We start from the raw sequence: 17419 nt of genomic DNA, 5'->3' as shown, positions 1-17419 counted from the left end.
CCGACTCGACGAGACCGCCTGCCGGGCACAACTGGCCTTCACGGGGCCGAAGATGACTCCGGCGCCGGCCGGTGTGCTCAGTGGGTGCGGGCCGCCAGCAGGGTCACGTCGTCCTCCGAGCTGGCCGGGGCCAGGCGGTCGAGGACGGTGCTCAGGACGTCGGGCAGGGAGTGCCGGGAGGCGATGGGCAGGGCGGTGAGCGTGGCGAGACCGATGTCGATGTCCTCGCCCCGCCGCTCCACCAGCCCGTCGGTGTAGGCGAGCAGCAGGGAGCCCGACGGCAGCGCGCAGCGCCGGCTCTCGTATCCGCCGGACCCGGTGCCCAGCGGAGGGCCGACGGGGAGGTCCGCGAGCTCGGGGGCTCCGTCCGGGCGGACCAGCAGGGGCGGGACATGACCGGCCGTCGCCAGGTCCGTGTGCCCGGCGCCGGGGTCGAGCAGGGCCAGCACACAGGTGGCGACCCGGTCCACGTCGAGGGCGTGGGCCGTGCGGTCCGCCTCGGTGAGCAGCCGGTCGGGGTCGAGCCCCTGGAGGGCCAGCGCGCGCAGCAGCGAGCGGTACTCGCTCATCGCCGCGGCGGCCCGCACCCCGTGCCCCATGACGTCCCCGACCACGAGCAGGGTGCTGCCGCCGGGCAGGGCGACGGCGTCGAACCAGTCCCCGCCGACCTCGGCGCCTCTCCCGGCGGGCAGATAGCGGCTGGCGATCTCCACACCGGGCCCCGGGGTGTGCGGGGTGGCCAGGAAGGCGCGCTGCATCTCCAGCGCGGTCTCGTGCTCGTGGGTGTAGCGCAGGGCGTGGCCGATGCCCGTCGCGGCCCGTGCGGTGAGCAGCTCCAGCAGCTCGACGTCGTCCGGCGTGAACTCGGGCGAGTCCGCCCGGCGGCCGACGATGACGGCTCCGACCGGCTCACCGCCCACCATGAGCGGCAGATAGGCGACGGAGTGCACCTTCAGGGCCCGGTAGCGCTCCAGCCGCTGCCGGGTCGGGGCGAGCAGCCGCACGGTGTCGTCGTCGGGCCGGTTGAGCACCATGGGCTTGTGCGCGGTCAGCACCTGGGCCATCGAGGAACTGGCCTGGTGGAAGATCACCTCGCCGGTCCTGGTCGTGGGGGTGAGCGGCGCGGGCACCCCCGGCGCGGCCGCCACCGCCATGCGCCGCAGCCGCACTGGCACCGGAGCGGTCGGCGCCCGGCGCGTGCCCTCCGGGTCGAGGACGTCCACCGCGGCGTAGTCGGCGAACCTCGGCACCAGCAGATCCGTCAGCGCCCGGCAGGCGTCGCCCGCGTCCAGCGTGCCGCCGACCCGGGCGGCGGTCTCCTCCAGCAGCTCAAGGCGCTCCTGGGCCCGCCGCAGCGACTCCCGCTGCCGGATCCCGTCGGTGACCTCCATGACGACCGCGGCGACGCCGAGGACCTGGCCGTCCTCGCCGTCGAGCCGGTGGAACGCGCCGAGCCACCAGCGCGGGGCGTCCACCTGGTCGACGGGCACCCGGCCGTCGAAGACGACGGTCTGCGCCCGTCCGGTGCGGATCACCTCGCGGGCCACCGCCGCCGAGGGCCCGGAGCCCGGGATCACCTCGGGCATGGGGCGCCCGAGGTGGTCCTCGACGGGAAGTCCGTTGAACCTCGCCAGGCTCTCGTTGAGGTACAGATAGCGCAGCTCGGTGTCCAGGACGGCGACGGCCGCCGGGGTCCCGTCCAGGAACCGGCGGGCCGTCCACAACTCGTCCAGCGCCTGCCCCGTCCGCCCTGTCCCCGCCGCCCGGGCCGCCTTCGACAGCGCCCGGAGGGTCTCCGAGGGGAGGAAGGGCGCGGCAGGGGCGGACGGACGGGGATGGGTCATCTGGGGTGAGTCCTCGAAGGGCGGAGTCCGTTTCGTCATACTTATGGCGTATTGGACCATATTCGCGCCGCTGAAGCTATGAGCTGTATCTCATCCGGGGTCCCCCGCCCCGTCGACCAGCCGCTCGAAGAAGAATTCGTGCTTGAGGAACGACGTCTCGTGCTCCGCCCCCGGGTACGGCGGCACGAGCTGTGCGGCCTGGAAGAGCCGCCAGCCGTCCTGGAGGGCGGCGACGCCCGTCTCGTACGGCGGCTCGTCGCTGTCCCCGGTCGTGGGGCGGGTGGCGCCGGTGCCGTCGTACCGGGCCCAGCCCCTGACCCAGGAGTCGAGCGCGGAGGTGTCCAGGTAGAGGACGAGAACCTGCTGACGCACGGTGTTCGGGAGAGTCACGCGGTCCTCCTCTGGACGGGCCGGTTGTCGATACGGGTGGCCCAGTGCTCGATGTCGAAGTCGGGGTCGCCGGACAGGGTGCGCCACAGCCGGACCCGGTTGAGGATCTCGAGACGCGCGGTGGCCTGCTCGCACCAGGGGAAGGTGCGTGACAGCTCCTCGCGAACGGCCGGCCCGTCCAGGTCCGCGGTGTCCCACAGCCGTACCTGCGGCACGGTCGGGTTGAAGCGGATCTTGTACATGTGGCGGACGGTGTCGCTGTCGTTGCGCCGCCCGCCGTGCCAGATGCCGTGGTGCAGCAGCATCACCGTGCCGGCCGGACAGGTCAGCCGGGTCTGGCCGCGCAGGTTCTGGTAGCGGCCGGTGTCGGACTCGTTGACCCGGCGCAGATGGGTGCCGGGCACGACGAGCGTGCCGCCCATGTCCGCGGTCACCTCCCGCGGGTAGTACATGAGCTGGACGTCGAACGCGTCCGGCCGCAGATCGATCAGGGCGTCCGCGTGCAGCGGCTGGGCGCTGCCCTCCCGCGGCTCACGGATGTGCAGGGCGTGGTGGTCGACCTCCGGATCCGGGCCCACCAGGCTCTCCAACGCACCCGCCACGGCAGGCAGTTCGACGAGCCGGCGAGCGAAGGAGCCCTCGGGGAACGCCTTCGGCACGGGCGTGCCGTACGGCACCGAGGGCAGCCCGCCGGCGAAGGCGCCGAGCGCCTGCGCGTTCATCTCCGGGGGCACGACGCCGTCCAGGCGCAGGAAGCCCTGGGCCACGAAACGCGCCACCTGGGCGGAGTTCAGCAGCTGTGGTGTGGTTGACATACGGCAACCGTAGGAACCGGAACCGGGTAAGTCGTGGGCCGTATTCGGCGACCACTGGTAATTTTCCACCATGACCACACATGTCGACCTGGCCCTCGACCAGCCGCCCCAGGTGGAGAACGCGGGCGTCGGCGTGCACGGCTCCGCCGGCCCGCACGAGGTGTTCCGCCTGCCACGGCTGTGGCAGCTCCATCTCTACGGCTACTCCGGCACCCTCGGTCTCGGCGGCTCCCGGCACCCCATCCGCCCCGGCCATGTGAGCCTCGTCCCGCCGGACACCGAGGTGCACTTCCACTACGGCACAGCGCGCTGCGAGCACCTGTACGCCCACTTCCGGCTGCCCGGCGAGGGCGAGCGGCGCCGGGTCCCGGTGATGCAGGACGCCGGCGCCGAAGCGGGCGTGCTCAGGGCGCTGCTGCGGCAGACGGTCACGGCGAACGCGCAGTCGAAGGCCCGGGCCGCCGCCGAGCTGTGGACCGTGCTGTGGCGCACGACCGGCCTGACCGCGGCCGACAGCCGCCCCGGCTCCCGGCACCCCGCCCTGCGCACGGCCGTCGCCCACATCGAGGAGCACCTGGCGGGTCCCCTGACCGTGCCCGGCATCGCCCGCGTGGCCGGTGTCTCGCACACCCACCTGACCCGGCTCTTCCGCGAGGACACCGGCCACACGGTCGTCGCCTACATCCGGCGCCGCCGCATGGACCGCGCCCGGCATCTGCTGGTCGCCTCGACGCTGGCCATCCCGGCGATCGCCGCGACGGTCGGCATCCCCGACCTCCAGGCGTTCAACAAGGCGTGCCGCAAGGAGCTGGGGGCGTCGCCGCGCGCGGTGCGGGAGCGGGACGGACAGCTCGAAGGATGACGCCTCTCACGCCGGTGCCGTGACCGTCCGCCGCGCACCCCGGCGCCCGGTCCGGTACCGGCCGACCGCGCCGCAGCCGACGTAGAAGGCGAACGAGACCGTCGTGACGTACGGGCTGATCGGGATGCTGCTGCCCAGGGCCAGCAGGATGCCGCCCTCGATCGACGCCGTCGCGAACACCACGCTGAGCAGCGGCAGCAGCACCGGGGACGCCGTCACGCGGGCGGCGGCCGCGGCCGGGGTGATCAGCAGGGAAAGCACCAGCAGGGCGCCCACCACCTGCACCGACAGGGCGACCGCGAGGCCGAGCACGATCATGAAGGCGAAGGAGAGGCCGCGCACCGGCACCCCCCGGGCCTCGGCGACATCGGGATCGGCGCTCGCGAAGGTCAGCGGGCGCCACATCACCGCGAGGGCGATCAGGACCACCGCGGAGGTGGCCAGCAGCCAGGTCGTCTGCGGGGTGTCCACGGCGACGATCTGGCCTGTGAGCAGGCCGAACTTGTTCGCCGCCCGCCCCTTGTAGAGAGCGAGGAAGAGCACGCCGAGGCCCAGTCCGAACGGCATCAGGATGCCGATCACCGAGTTGCGGTCCCGCGCGCGCGTGCCGAGCACGCCGATCGCGCCTGCCGCGAGCAGCGAGCCGGTGATCGAGCCGGCCACGATGTCGGTGCCCAGCAGCAGCGCCGCGGAGGCGCCCGCGAAGGACAGCTCGCTGATGCCGTGCACCGCGAACGGCAGGTCGCGCATCGCGACGAAGACCCCGGCGAGTCCGCCGACCAGACCGAGGGCGGCTCCGACGACGAGCGAGTTGCGGACCAGGACGAGGAGTTCGCCGTAGTCGTCGAAGTCGAACAGCTGGTGCCAGACGCTCATGGGCGGATCTCCTCGGGCACGTGGTGCGGGTGTCCTTCGAGGGCGCCGACCACCACGATCCGGCCGTGCACGTGGACGACGTCGACCCGGGTGCCGTACAGCCGGGACAGGGCGGCGGAGGTGAGGACCTCGTCGGGGGTGCCGACCCGATGGCCGCCCGGTGCCAGGTACAGCACCCGGTCCACCAGGTCGAGCACCGGGTTGATCTCGTGCGTAACGAACACCACCGCCGTGCCGTGGGAGCGGCGGCGGGCGTCCACCAACTCGGTGACCGCGCGCTGGTGGTGGAGGTCGAGGGAGAGCAACGGCTCGTCGCACAGCAGGATGCGGGGATCGGTGGCGAGCGCCTGCCCGACGCGGACGCGTTGCCGCTCACCGCCGGAGAGCAGGCCGACGGGGACGTCGGCGTACGCCGAGGCGCCCACGGCGGCGAGGATCTCGTCAACCCGCTTGCGTACGGCGGCCGTTCGCAGCCGTGGCCCGAAGCGGTGGCCGTCGATGCCGAACCGCACCAGGTCCCGGGCGCGGAGCATCGCCTGCGCGGACAGGGCGGCCTGCTGCGGGACGTAACCGATGTGCCGGGCGGCCTCCCGGGGAGTGCGGCCGAGGACCGTCAACTCCCCGGCGGACAGCGCCTGTCGGCCCAGCAGGGCCCGCACGAAGCTGGTCTTGCCCGCTCCGTTCGGGCCCAGCACGGCGAGGAACTCCCCTGGCCGCACATCCAGTTCGAGGTCGTGCCACACCGTGCGCGGACCGTAGGAGAGCGCGGCCCCGCGCAGGCTGATGACGGAGCTCACTTGGCCAGCGCGTTCGCGAGCGCGTCGACGTTGGCCGTCATCCAGCCGAGGTAGTTCTCGCCGCTGGGCAGGGTCTCGGTCACCGGGACCACGGGGATGCCGGCCGCCCTGGCCGCCTGCTCGGACTTCTCGGTCTGCGGCCCGGAGGTCTGCTCGTTGTAGACCAGCGCCTTGACCTGCTTGCCGGAGAACAGGGCGAGCGCCTCCTGGAGGACCTTGGGGGAGACGTCGGTGCCCTCCTCGATGGCCTCGCTGAACGCGGCGGGTGTCCTGTCGACCAGACCGCTCGCGCCGGTCATGTACAGCGGCACCGGCTCGGTGATGGCGATGCCCTCTCCGGCGTGCTCCTTCTTGATCTTCGCCTCCTTGGCCTCCAGCGGCGTGAGCTGCGCCTTGAAGGTCTGGGCGTTCTTCGTGTAGAGGGCGGCGTTCGCGGGGTCGGCCTTGCCGAGGGCGGCGGATATGCGATCGGCGATCTTGGCGACGGTGGGGAAGTCGTACCAGACGTGCTCGTTGAGCTCGCCGCCCTTGGGCGCGGTCCTGCCGGACACCTTCACCGCGTTGATCACCTCGGCGGAGGTGTTGCCGCCGCTCTTGAGCATGCGGTCCACGAAGTCGTCGTAGCCGCCGCCGTTCTCGACGACGACCTTCGCCTTCGACAGGGCCAACTGGTTCTGGGTGCTGGCCTCGTAGGAGTGCGGGTCCTGGTCGGGGTCGCTGATGACCGAGGTGACGGAGACCTTGTCGCCGCCTATGCGCGAGACGATGTCGCCGTAAACGTTGGTGGAGGCGACGACGGCGACCCTGGCCGAGGCGGCCGGGGCCGCGGACGCGCTCCCGTCGCCCCCGGAGTCCGAGGAGCTGCCGCAGCCGGCCAGCAGGGCGACACAGGCGCCGACGAGCAGCGCGACGCGGCGGGACGGGGACGTGGACATGGATCCTCCAAGCGCGGTTCTGATGGCCCCGTCACGCTAGATGGAAATGATTGTCGTAAACAGGCCTGGCGGCCGGTATGTGAAAACCGTTGCCATTAATTGACCTGTTCCTGGTCAGAGGCCCCTGGCCGGCGCCACCCGTCCCGACAGCGCCGGTCACTCCTTCCCGGTGAGCAGCCTGCGCGGGTTGGCGATCCGGAAGGCGTACGCCGCCGCTCCGCCGAGCCCGTGGCCGGGATGCTGCGGCGGTTCGGCGTACGGCCGGTCCGAACCCTGGACCACGGCGTCCACGCCGAGGGCCCGTACGACGGACTCGACCGCGCGCGGCCCGTACGAGGACGTCTCCACGAAGACCAGCGGGTCCGGCTCGCTCGAGCCGTCACCGCGGGCGGCGAACCGCTCGCCGTGCAGCGGAGCGAGGCCGGCCAACAGCGCGAAGCAGACCCGCAGCCGTGGGTGCCGGGGCCGGCCGAAGGCGCGGAAGGCGAACCAGGCGGCGTGCATCTGCTGGACGTAGGGCACCATCGCGGGCCACCAGCCGGGCCCCTCGGTGCCGTCGGCCGCGGGTCCCGGGTGCACGAACAGCGGTAGGTCGCGCTCTTCGAGCAGATCGAGCAACGGGGCGCACCGGGCGTAACCCGCCGCGTCCGCAAGGGCGTTGGCGGGAAGCTGGAGCCCGACGAACCCCCGGTCGAGGGCGTCGGCCGTCGCCTTGGCATCGATGTCGCGCACACCCGCGGCCGCCCACGCCCCGAACGGCTCGGGCAGCGCGGCCGAGCCCTCGTGATAGGCGTCCAGCAGGGGCCGGGCCTCGGCCGCGGGCAGCCACTCCACACCGATCGGCGCGGACAGCGAGACCAGCGCGAGACCGAGGCCGTCGGTGGCGGCGAGCTCCGCGCGCCGGGTCACGTCGTGGTCGGCGGGCGGGAGGTCGTAGGGCGGCTCGCCGTGCAGATACAGGGTCCAGCCGTCGAGACACGGCGGCTCGCGCCGCGACCTCAAGGCCGTGACCAGCGGGGGGCTCCACAGATGCTGGTGCACGTCGACATTGGTCATGACGCTCCTCCCACCCAGGCGCGCAATGTGCTCCGGACCTCGCAGGCCCCCATGATCTCGTGGCCGACCACCCCCGCGTCCAGCCCGCGAGGCCCGCGGACCTCACCGAGCCGTCGACGCCGACCCGATCTCGACCACGCGGGCCCACGCGGGCGGTGCCTTCGGCACGTACTCGGCATTGTCCTCGCGTCCCGCCCGACTCACCCCCGGCCGGGAGAACAGTCCGACGACCGTACGGCACGCCGGCCGCGCGCCGGGCCAGGGCGTCCCGCCGTCGGTGAGGGCCACGACGACGTCCGGACGGGGACTGGAGCGCAGCGCCTTCCGGAAGCCGGTGCGCAGGTCGGTGCCCCCGCCGCCGACCAGCGGGATGCCCTCGGTCCGGCACAGCGGACGCACGGCGCCGGCCGCCGCGTCGCACGACAGCACGTGGACCAGGTCCCGGCGGCCGCCCACGGCACGGGCGATGGCGGCCACCTCCAGGAGCGCGCTGCCCAGTTCGTCATCGCCGACCGAGGCGGAGGTGTCGATGATCACGCAGACCCGGGGCGGCCGGCGCCGCAGACTCGGCAGCACCACCCCGGGCAGGCCCGCGGAGCGCCGCGCCGGACGGCCGTAGCTGTAGTCGTCGCCCGCCCCGGCTCCGGAGACCGCCGAGCGCAGCGCAGCGCCCAGCAGATCCCGCCAGGGCTGCGGCGGATGGAAGGCCTCCTCCGCCCACCGCCGCCAGCCCTTCGGGGTGTTGCCGGGGCGTGCGTTGATGCCCTGCGCCACCCGGAAGCGGACCGCGTCGCGTTCCTGCTCGCTCAGCCCGTCGGCGCCGTCCGGACCCAGCTCCCACTCCCGCTCCAGCCCGTCGGCGCCGCTGCCGCAGTCCAGCCAGGACAGGTCCAGCGTGAGCGGCCCGAGGCTGATCCCGCTGACGTACTCCTCCATCAGCCGGCCCTCCGGCAGCCGCAGCTTCCAGGGCTCCACGGCACCCCGCGGGCGGACCAGCCCCTCGCCGTACACGTCGTCGTTGATCTCGCAGTCCGCGGCGATGTTCATCCGCAGCCGGTCGCCCACCCCGGTCAGCCCGCGCTCCCGGGCCAGCCGGTCGCCGCGCCCGTGGTGGTCGCGCAGCAGGTGCGACACCTCGTGCACCCACACGCCCGCCAGCTCCTCCACCGGCGTCCGGTCCACGAACGCCGGGGAGACATAGCAGCGCCAGTACCGGTCGACGCCCATGGTCGGGACGTGCCGCGACTCGACGGTGTGCAGGGCGAACAGCGCGGTGGCCAGGTAGGGGCGGGTCCGGGCGGCGTGCAGGCGGGCGGCGAAGAGCTTGTCGCGGTAGAGCCGGCCGGCCTCCTGGTTGACCGGGCGGGCCGCTTCCTGGGTGGTGGGCGTGCCCATCGCACCGGTGGTCGGCGTGCTCATCTCGCCGGTGGTCGGCGTGCTCATCTCGCGGGTGGTAGGCGTGCTCATCGCCCCTGTGGTGGGCGTGCTCATCGGCGGCCCTTGGCGGCGACCGCGGCCCGGTCCGCCCGCCGGGACAGCGCCACCGTCCCGGCGAGCTTCTCGATCGCCGCGGGCACGTCCCAGTCCTCCTGGCGCAGCGAGGCGAGCGTGGTCGCGGGCACCACCACCAGATCCGGCGCCCCGGTCTCCAACGCCCGCACCAGCACCGCCCAGGCCGCGTCCCAGCGGGCCCGCTCCGGACGGGCGCGTACGGCCGCCACCACGCCGTCGAGCACGGCCTGGCGCAGATCGCCCCGCTCGGGCAGTACCGCCCCCGCCGGATCGGCGAGCACGTCCTCGGGGTCGGGCAGGTCCAGGCGGTCCAGGCTCGCCAGCAGCTCCAGGCCGGGACCGTCCCCGACCGTGCCCCGCACCAGCGAGGACAGCACGTCCCGCGAGGAGCCGGCCGCGGTCGCGAAGGCGATCAGGGACAGCGTCATGTCCCAGCTGCGCGGCGACGGCCAGGGCCCGCCCCGCTGGGTCTCGCCGGTGGGCAGCCGGTGCACCAGCGTCGGCCGGGCCGCGAGCAGCCCGCACACCGCCCGCCGCGCGAAGTCCACGGCCTCGGGCAGCTTCTCCGGGTCCAGCCGCGGCAGGGTGGCCCGGGGCCAGGTCCCGCCCAGTCCGCGTACGACGACGTCGTGGTCGTGGGTCCACTGGAGATGGACGAAACGGTTGGCCAGCGGCGGGCTCAGCTCCCAGCCGTCGGCCGCCGAGGAACGGGGGTTGGCGGCGGCCACGATCCGTACCCCGGGCGGCAGGCGCAGGGCGCCGATCCGCCGCTCCAGCACCAGCCGGAGCAGCGCGGCCTGGACGGCGGGCGGGGCCGTGGACAGCTCGTCCAGGAAGAGCAGCCCCCGGCCGGCCCGCACCAGCCGTACCGCCCAGTCCGGCGGGGCCATCGGCACGCCCTGGGTCGCGGGGTCGTCCCCGACCACGGGCAGCCCCGAGAAGTCCGACGGCTCGTGGACGCTGGCGATCACCGTGGTGAGCGGGAGGTCCAGGGCGGCGGCGAGCTGGGTCAGGGCTGCGGTCTTGCCGATGCCGGGCTCTCCCCACAGCAGGACGGGCAGATCGGCGGCCACGGCCAGGGTGAGGGCCTCCAGCTGGTCGTCGGGGCGAGGTTCGGTGGTGGAGTCGCGCAGGAGGGTCAACAGGTCTGCGGCGACGTCGAGTTGGGAGGTGGGGGCGAGGGCGGGCATGGGCATGGGCATGGGCATGGGGCGTCACCTTCGGGGCTTGAGGAGGGAAACGGGTGTTGAGAAGGGGGGTGCGTTCAGCGACGGGTCGCGTGCGGTGGACGGGTGCGGTGCCGGTGGGAGGGGCGGCCGTTCGGGCGTGGGGGGAACCAGGCGGGGCCGGGTCCGGTCATGCCCGTTCTGAACAGGCCGTAGGTGATCCGCCGCTGCGCGGCCGCCTCCAGTTCGTCCCGGAGCGGACCGGGGCGCAGCAGCGCCTCGGGCCCGAGCAGTCCTTCCACGACGGCCAGGGCGCCGGCGAGGTCACCGTGCACGAGGCGTTCGCGGACGCCGTCGAGACAGTGCGGGCGGCGGTGTGCCTCGTCGATGGCCTGGAGGCAGGGGAGCGGGGTGCCGGTCAGCGCGACCAGGAGCTCCTCGCGGCGGATCTCGTCCGGGTCGTGGTCCAGTGGGGCCAGGACCCCGTCGACCAGGCCGATCCGGTGGCGGGCGCCCCGGCACTCCACGGTGTGTGGTCGTCCCGGCCGGTCGGGGGCCGGAGGCGGACCGGTGGCCGCGTGGCCCGGTGCGAGGGCCGCCGCGACCAGGGGGTGCAGCCGACCGGGCTCGATCGCGCCGGTGCGGAGCAGTGCGAGGTCGGGGAGGATCCAGGTCGCCGCGTCGGGCAGGACGGGAAGGCAGGGGAGGGGACCGTCGCAAGGCACCGGAACCGCCTGGTGCTCAGTCACCTCCCACACCAGCCGCCGTCCCCCGCACCGGATCAACACCCGCCCGTCGGACCGCCCTTCGGCCCCGAGCAGAATCCGCGCCTCGGCGGCCCAGCGGTCCACGGCACAGCCGTCGGGCAGCGGGGCGAGCAACTCGGCACAGGCTGAGGAAGCTCGACCGCCGTCGGCCCACTCCCACGGCGGCTCCACGGCACCGGCGTGCTGCGGTAGATCGCCGATCCCGGCGCCCTGCGGGAGTGCCCCGGCTGCGGATCGCTGTCGTGGCTCACCTGTCCCGGACCGCTGCCACGGCTCACCGGCCTCGGCACCGGCCTGCTGCCGTGGATCGCCGTGCCATGCGCTGTGCCGTGGTGCCCCGGCCGCGGTCTGCTGCGGTGGATCCCCGGGTGCGGACAGCTGTCGTGGCTCACCGGCCGCGGACCGCTCCACCAACGCTCCGGCGTGGGGCCGCTCCAGCGGTTCCCCCGCCCCCGGCCGCTCCGGAAGCTCGCCACCTCCCGACCGCCCCGACACCTCTCCCGCCCCCGCCCGCTCCCACAACTCCCCGGCCCTCCCCGCATCCCACAGATGCCGGTGCAGGTCCAGGCGGAAGCGGCGGTTCGGGTGGGGATGGGGGTGTCGTACGGCGTCGTCGGCCGGGCGGGACCACACCGCGAGGCTGATCCGCTGGCCGGCGTCCGCCCAGGCCGGTGCGGTCCGGGCCACCAGATGCACAGGGCCCTCGGCGGCCTCGTACCGCGCCAGTGTCAGGGTCAGTCCGGGCCGCAGCAGCCCGTCGGGGGCGATCCTCGGCATGTGCCAGCGCAGCAGGTCGGGAGCGAGGGCGCGCAGATCGGCGCGGACCCGGGACGCCAGCTCCCGGCCGTGATCGCGTGCCACGGCACGGAGGGTGAGGTCGACGTCGAAACCCGCGGCGGCACACGCCCCCGCCCAGTCCCCGGCGAGCCGTCGGGCGGTCGCGGTCTCGATCATGGAGGCCGGCACGGCGAACTCGCGCACGCGCGGCCAGAAGGATGTACGGAAGTCGTCGTACGCGGTCGAAGGGAGCATCAGCACTCACCTTGCGCGGACGGGACCCCCAATCGCTGAGAGCTGTGAGTCGTCATCGCCGGCGAGCCTAACCTCGCGCGGTCGCTCACCGCCAGGCATTTACCGTCCGGGAGCCGAAGCACGGTTGCTAGCCTCGACACCGTGATCGAATTCCCCCTCGGCGCCGCGACCACGCTGGCCGAACTCGCCCGGGACCCGCACCCGCGCCTGGCCGAACTGCGTGCGCACGAGCCGGTGTCCTGGCTGCCCGAGCTGAACGGCTGGCTGGTGACGCGTCGCGATCTCGCCCTCGACGTGATGCGGGACGCCGAGACCTTCACCGTCGACGACCCCCGCTTCTCCACCGCGCAAGTCGTCGGGCCGAGCATGCTCTCCCTCGACGGCGCCGAGCACATCCGTCACCGCGAGCCCTTCGCCGCGCCCTTCCGTCCGCGTGAAGTGCGGGAGGGCTTCGCGGAGTTCATCGAGGCGGAGACCGACCGGCTCGTCACCGCGCTGGCACCGCAGGGCGCCGCCGAACTCCGCCGCGTCTTCGCCGGACCGCTCGCCGTGGCGGTGGTGACCCGGGCGCTCGGACTGGCGGGCGTCGGCACGGACACGGTCCTGGCCTGGTACGACGCCATCGTGCGAGCCGTCTCCGACCTCACCGCGGGCCACGCGGCGGACCCCGCGGGCCCCCAGGCGTACGCACAGCTCCGGGCGGCGGTCGAGGCCACCGTCGCGGAGGGAGCCACCACCTCGCTCCTCGCGGAGGCGGCCGACCGGCTGACCCTGCCCGAAGTGGCCTCCAACGCCGCGGTGTTGATGTTCGGCGGCATAGAGACCACCGAGGCGATGATCACCAACGCCCTGCTGCACCTCCTCCGGCATCCGGACCAACTCGCCCTGGTCCGGGCCGACTCCGCTCTCCTGGACGGCGCGATCGAGGAGTCGTTGCGGCTGGAGCCCGGTGCGGCGGTCGTCGACCGCTACGCCACCCGCGACACCGCCCTCGGCCCGGCCACGATCCGCGAGGGCGATCTCGTCACCGTCTCCCTGACCGGCGCCAACCGCGATCCCGCGGTCTTCCCGGACCCCGACCGCTTCGACGTGCGCCGCGCCGACGCCCGCCTCCAACTGGCCTTCGCCCACGGCCCGCACTACTGCCTCGCCGCCCACCTGGCCCGTCTGGAGACCCGGATCGCCCTGCGGCATCTGCTCGACCGCCTCCCCGCCCTCCGCCTCGACCCGGACCACCCCACCGCCCCGCACGGCCTGGTCTTCCGCAAGCCGCCCGCCCTGCACGTCCGTTGGGGGTGAATCCGGGGCGCGTGATCAGCCGGCCCGCTTCACCTCCAGGGACAGGTCGTTGTCGACCGTGTAGTACGGCCGTACGACCGCGCCTCCGAGCGTGGCACCCGGATACACGAAGACCTGCTTGCGGTCCGCCACGTCGTCCAGGAGCCGGGCGAGCCGGATCGGCGGGGCCCCGGGAGCGGGCCGTAGGAACATGTCCCAGATGCCGGTGTCCAGGGCCGGCGTGTCGTCGAGGGTGTGGGTGAACCCGCGGCCGTCCGCCTCGACGCGGGGCTCCAGCGTGCGCGTGACGGCCTTGTCCCGCCGCAGCCGCAGCTCCACGCGGGCGCCCTCGGCGAGCGGGGAGCCGTGCAGCCGGGCCGCCACCGTCAGCGTCCGGTCCGTGACGTCGATGCGGTCGACCTCCGCGTGCGCGGGCCTCAGCCAGGTCCGCACCGCGAGGAAACCGTCCTTGGTGACATAGGGGACCCGGACGGCCAACGGCCCCTGCCGCTCCCGCAGATGCCCGTCGACCAGGGCGCGCAGATCACGCGGTCCCGGGCGCAGCCGCGTCCGCTCCGAGCCCTGGAGCAGATACACGTCCCACCGCCCCTCCGGCAGCACGGGATCGGCTCCCAGCACGGCCTGCGCCCGCCCCTCGGCGCCCGAGTCCGGGCCGAGCAGGTCGAGGACGTGCAGGCTCTCCTCGGGCTCCCCCTTCTTCGGACGCAGCCGCAGCAGCAGCCGGTGGCCCTCGGCCCGGGGCACCTCGAAGGTGATCCTGCCGTCCGCGTCGACCGCGCACCCGGCGCGTGGTGTGGTCATGAGCGTCCCTTCCGTACGAGGCGCAGCGCGCCGCTCGCCGCGACCAGCGCGGTGTCCCTGACGGCGGAGCGACGGGCCGACAGCGTCGCGCCCGGGCGTTCCCGCACCACCGGCCGCCCCGCCCGGCGTGCCGCGACGGCCTCCGCGACGAGCGCTTCGGCCTGCTCGACGACGGGTTCGGGAGCGAACCGTCGCGCGTTCTCCAGCGCCGCCCTGCTCATACGGCGGCGCAGCTCGTCGTCCCCGACCAGCTCGAGCAGGGCCGCGGCCAGCGCGTCCCGGTCCCCGACCGGCACCAGCCGACCGTCGACCCGGTCCGCGATGATCTCGGCGGGCCCGTGCGGGCAGTCGGTGCTCACGACGGGCAGTCCGCAGCGCATCGCCTCGACGATGGTCATGCCGAAGGGCTCGAAGTCGGAGGTGGCCGCCCCGATCGAGCCCTTGACCCACTCGGCCTCCATGGGGGCCGCGGCCCCCATCAGGAAGACGTTGTTCCACAGCTTCAGGTCGGTGATCAGCCGCCGCAGCCGGTCCTCCTCCTCTCCCTTGCCGTAGATGCGCAGCTGCCAGTCCGGATGCGCGGCGGCGACCGCGGCGAACGCCTCGACGAGCAGGTCGTACCGCTTCATCCTGACCAGCCGGCCGGCCGCCACGACCACCTTGGCCGAGCCGTCGGCGGCCGGCAGCACGGGATCCGGCACGCTGTTCGGCAGCGCCCGCACGCGTACGCCGGGCAGCCGCATCCGGCGCCGGTAGGCGGCCGCGTCCGCCTCGGTCACCGTGGTGAGGACGTCGAGCCCGCGGTAGGCCCGGCGCAGCGCGGTCCGCAGCCGGGGCGAGTGGTTGTCCAGGGTGAGGTGCTCCTGCCCGACCCGGGCGACATGGCGGGGCGCCTCACGTGCGAGATGCACGTTGAGCCCGGGTCGGGTGCCGATCACCGCGTCCGCGTCGGTCGTGGCGAGGGCCTCGGCGATGCGCTGGTCCGTCAACTCGCTGTACTGGCCGTACCGGTACTCGGAGCGGGGGAAGACCCGCGCCGGTCTCAGATGTAAGGGGTGCTCCTTCTCCTGTCTGAGATCGACCAGCGGCCGCAGCGAAACCCGGGGGTCCAGCACGAAGTTGGGGAGTTCCCGGTGCCGCAGCACCGAGATGATCTCCACGTCGTGCCGCTCGGCCAGGGCCTGGGCCAGATTGAACGTGGTGGTGATCGTGCCTCCGATCCCGTAGGCGTTGTGGAGCAGGAAAGAGATCTTCATGTCGGGCTAGACCACGGCCCATTGCCTCTGGTTGACCTTCGTTACCTTTTCGTGGTGTCCTCGCCGCCTGGACGTCACGCCGTGTACTGGTATGCGGGATAAGTGAGATAGCCGCTGTCGCCGCCCTCGAAGTACGTGGCCTCGTCGGCGGGCGCGATCGGCAGACCGGTGCGCAGCCGCTCGACCAGGTCCGGGTTGGCGATGAACGCGCGGCCGAAGCTGATGAGATCGGCGCCGAGTTCGAGCCAGTGGTCGGCCTCGCCGCGGCCGGTCTGCTTGGCGCCCATCGGCAGCACCGGGTTCATGACGAGCGCTCCCGGCCACGTCCGGCGCAGGGCCAGGAGCGTCTCCTCGGGGGCGGTGGCCTCCAGATGGACGTAGGCCAGGTCGAGTCGGGACAGCTCGGTCAGCAGCGCGGTGTACAGCTCGGGGACATCCGCCTCCTCAACTCCCCAGAAGGTGCCGCCCGGTGAGAGCCGGATCCCGGTCCGTTCCGCGCCCACGGCGTCCACGGTCGCGGCGACCGCCTCCACGGCGAAGCGGATCCTGCCCGCCACCGAGCCGCCGTAGCGGTCCGTGCGCAGATTGGCGTTGGAGGAGAGGAACTGCGAGATCAAGTAGCCGTTGGCGCCGTGCAGTTCCACCCCGTCGAACCCGGCGTCGACGGCTCGGCGGGCGGCCTCGGCGTACGACTCGGCGTGCTCGGGCACCTCGTCCGTGCGCAGCGCCCGCGGCACTGGCGGGGCCTGGCGTCCCGTGGGCGTGAACACCTCTCCGGCGGCCGGGACGGCCGAGGGCCCGACGGGCCGCAGTCCGATGGTGTCCTGGTGCGAGACCCGGCCGCCGTGCATGATCTGGGCGAAGATCCGGCCCCCGTTGGTGTGCACGGCCTCCGTCACCGGGCGCCAGGAGGCGACCTGCTCGTCGGTGTACAGCCCCGGAGTGCCCGGATTCGACTGCCCCACGAGGCTCGGCTGCACCCCCTCGCTGACGATCAGGCCGGCGGAGGCCCGCTGGGCGTAGTAGCGCGCCATCGAGGCCGTCGCCAGACCGCCCTCGGCGGCCCGCACCCTGGTCATCGGGGCCATGACCACCCGGTTGGGCAGCCGCACACCGCCGAGCCGGAAGCCGGTGAAAAGCGTCGTCACGTCATGTCTCCTCAGTGATCCGTCGTCCCCGTGCCCGGGAACACGGTTACGCTAAAACCTGACGTCGACGTGAGGGTCAAGTCCTTCCGGGAGGAACACATGCGCATCGGGGAGCTCTCGGCGCGGTCCGGGGTCAGCGTCCGGGCCCTGCGCTACTACGAGGAGCAGGGTCTGCTCACCAGCACGCGCAGCGCGAGCGGGCAGCGGCACTACACCGAGTACGCAGTCGACCGCGTGTCGTTCCTCCAGCGGATGTACACGGCCGGACTGTCCAGCCGCACGATTCTCGAACTGCTGCCGTGCGTCGACTCGCCCAGCGAGGAGACGTCCGACGCCGCGCTGGAGCGGATGGCCGAGGAACGCGACCGGCTCACCGACCACATCGCGGAACTGATCCGCACCCGCGACGCCCTCGATGGCCTGATGGCCACGAACCGGGCACACCGCGAGAGCCTCAGGGCGGGGTGACGGGGCGGATCAGCGGGTCAGCTCGCGGCCGGGGTGACGGGGTGGGGCTCGCCAGGAGACCAGACCAGGCGGGTGGGGTGGCGGGGCCGAGGTCGCCGAGGGGCCTCGCGGGCGGGGAGACGTGGCCTGGGATTGCCGAGGCGGCTTGCGGTCTGCGTGACGTGGTTGGGGTCGGCTAGGGACCTCGCGGCCGGGGTGACGTGGCTGGGATCGCTGAGTCGGCTTGCGGTCTGCGTAACGTGGTTGGGGTCGCCAAGAGACCTCAGCGGTCGGCCGGGCATGGCTGGGGGCGCCAAGAGACCTCCCGGTCGGCCTGACGTGGCTGGGATCGCCAAGCGGCCTTGCGGACGGGCCGGCGGCCTGAAGTCACCGACAGGCCCGCGGACGGCGTGACA

General features: G+C 73.5%; 16 protein-coding genes. 3 read left to right on the top strand and 13 right to left on the bottom strand.

The features are described from left to right. Positions 1 to 77 precede the first annotated feature (77 nt). The 3 genes from ACFULQ_RS07245 to ACFULQ_RS07235 all read right to left on the bottom strand — a co-directional run bounded on the left by ACFULQ_RS07245 (position 78) and on the right by ACFULQ_RS07235 (position 3049). A complete protein-coding gene (locus ACFULQ_RS07245) occupies positions 78 to 1844 on the bottom strand; it encodes a SpoIIE family protein phosphatase (protein WP_383539342.1) in 1767 nt (588 codons plus the stop codon). Between the two features lie 90 nt (positions 1845 to 1934). Continuing rightward, the gene (locus ACFULQ_RS07240) at positions 1935 to 2234 is read right to left on the bottom strand and encodes a hypothetical protein (protein WP_383539339.1); all 300 of its coding nucleotides are present in this window, start codon (positions 2232 to 2234) and stop codon (positions 1935 to 1937) included. Beyond that, positions 2231 to 3049, bottom strand: coding sequence for a phytanoyl-CoA dioxygenase family protein (locus ACFULQ_RS07235; protein WP_383539336.1), 819 nt, complete (start codon positions 3047 to 3049; stop codon positions 2231 to 2233). The genes ACFULQ_RS07240 and ACFULQ_RS07235 overlap by 4 nt, the downstream gene beginning before the upstream one ends. Before the next feature lie 70 nt (positions 3050 to 3119). Between ACFULQ_RS07235 and ACFULQ_RS07230 the strand changes: the two genes are divergently transcribed. Then, positions 3120 to 3911: a helix-turn-helix domain-containing protein gene (locus ACFULQ_RS07230; protein ID WP_383539333.1), complete on the top strand. Its 792-nt coding sequence runs from the start codon at positions 3120 to 3122 to the stop codon at positions 3909 to 3911. Between the two features lie 6 nt (positions 3912 to 3917). On the opposite strand, the gene ACFULQ_RS07225 is transcribed toward ACFULQ_RS07230, so the two are convergent. The 7 genes from ACFULQ_RS07225 to ACFULQ_RS07195 all read right to left on the bottom strand — a co-directional run bounded on the left by ACFULQ_RS07225 (position 3918) and on the right by ACFULQ_RS07195 (position 12052). Next, positions 3918 to 4787, bottom strand: a complete 870-nt coding sequence (locus ACFULQ_RS07225; protein WP_383539330.1) for a metal ABC transporter permease — start codon at positions 4785 to 4787, stop codon at positions 3918 to 3920. After that, complete coding sequence (locus tag ACFULQ_RS07220; RefSeq protein WP_383539327.1) at positions 4784 to 5584, bottom strand: metal ABC transporter ATP-binding protein; 801 nt, start codon at positions 5582 to 5584, stop codon at positions 4784 to 4786. The genes ACFULQ_RS07225 and ACFULQ_RS07220 overlap by 4 nt, the downstream gene beginning before the upstream one ends. Continuing rightward, positions 5581 to 6519 carry a metal ABC transporter solute-binding protein, Zn/Mn family gene (locus tag ACFULQ_RS07215; protein ID WP_383539324.1) on the bottom strand — a complete coding sequence of 313 codons (939 nt, stop codon included), beginning with the start codon at positions 6517 to 6519 and terminating at the stop codon, positions 5581 to 5583. The genes ACFULQ_RS07220 and ACFULQ_RS07215 overlap by 4 nt, the downstream gene beginning before the upstream one ends. Before the next feature lie 156 nt (positions 6520 to 6675). Continuing rightward, positions 6676 to 7575 (bottom strand): amidohydrolase, encoded by a 900-nt coding sequence (locus ACFULQ_RS07210; protein ID WP_383539321.1) that lies wholly within the window; start codon positions 7573 to 7575, stop codon positions 6676 to 6678. A gap of 102 nt (positions 7576 to 7677) precedes the next feature. Then, complete coding sequence (locus ACFULQ_RS07205) at positions 7678 to 8970, bottom strand: VWA-like domain-containing protein (protein ID WP_383539434.1); 1293 nt, start codon at positions 8968 to 8970, stop codon at positions 7678 to 7680. Positions 8971 to 9062: 92 nt separating this feature from the next. Next, positions 9063 to 10295 carry an AAA family ATPase gene (locus ACFULQ_RS07200; RefSeq protein WP_383539319.1) on the bottom strand — a complete coding sequence of 411 codons (1233 nt, stop codon included), beginning with the start codon at positions 10293 to 10295 and terminating at the stop codon, positions 9063 to 9065. Positions 10296 to 10351: 56 nt separating this feature from the next. After that, the gene (locus tag ACFULQ_RS07195; RefSeq protein ID WP_383539317.1) at positions 10352 to 12052 is read right to left on the bottom strand and encodes a hypothetical protein; all 1701 of its coding nucleotides are present in this window, start codon (positions 12050 to 12052) and stop codon (positions 10352 to 10354) included. 141 nt (positions 12053 to 12193) lie between these two features. On the opposite strand from ACFULQ_RS07195, the gene ACFULQ_RS07190 reads away from it, so the two are divergent. Further along, positions 12194 to 13351 carry a cytochrome P450 gene (locus ACFULQ_RS07190; protein ID WP_383539315.1) on the top strand — a complete coding sequence of 386 codons (1158 nt, stop codon included), beginning with the start codon at positions 12194 to 12196 and terminating at the stop codon, positions 13349 to 13351. Between the two features lie 15 nt (positions 13352 to 13366). Here ACFULQ_RS07190 and ACFULQ_RS07185 read toward each other — a convergent pair whose 3' ends face one another. The 3 genes from ACFULQ_RS07185 to ACFULQ_RS07175 form a co-directional block, all read right to left on the bottom strand. Then, a complete protein-coding gene (locus ACFULQ_RS07185; RefSeq protein ID WP_383539312.1) occupies positions 13367 to 14152 on the bottom strand; it encodes a hypothetical protein in 786 nt (261 codons plus the stop codon). Continuing rightward, on the bottom strand, positions 14149 to 15408 hold the full coding sequence (locus ACFULQ_RS07180) for a glycosyltransferase family 4 protein (RefSeq protein ID WP_383539310.1): 1260 nt from the start codon (positions 15406 to 15408) through the stop codon (positions 14149 to 14151). The genes ACFULQ_RS07185 and ACFULQ_RS07180 overlap by 4 nt, the downstream gene beginning before the upstream one ends. 74 nt (positions 15409 to 15482) lie before the next feature. Next, positions 15483 to 16556, bottom strand: coding sequence for an alkene reductase (locus tag ACFULQ_RS07175; RefSeq protein ID WP_383539307.1), 1074 nt, complete (start codon positions 16554 to 16556; stop codon positions 15483 to 15485). Between the two features lie 99 nt (positions 16557 to 16655). Here ACFULQ_RS07175 and ACFULQ_RS07170 point away from each other — a divergent pair, with 99 nt between their 5' ends. Then, positions 16656 to 17024 (top strand): MerR family transcriptional regulator, encoded by a 369-nt coding sequence (locus tag ACFULQ_RS07170; RefSeq protein WP_383539305.1) that lies wholly within the window; start codon positions 16656 to 16658, stop codon positions 17022 to 17024. Positions 17025 to 17419: the final 395 nt, after the last annotated feature.

The sequence above is a fragment of the Streptomyces sp. NPDC057253 genome (assembly GCF_042669125.1).
GTDB lineage: Bacteria > Actinomycetota > Actinomycetes > Streptomycetales > Streptomycetaceae > Streptomyces.
Note: the sequence above shows the minus strand (reverse complement) of the source record. Positions and strands in the feature narration are given on the sequence as shown.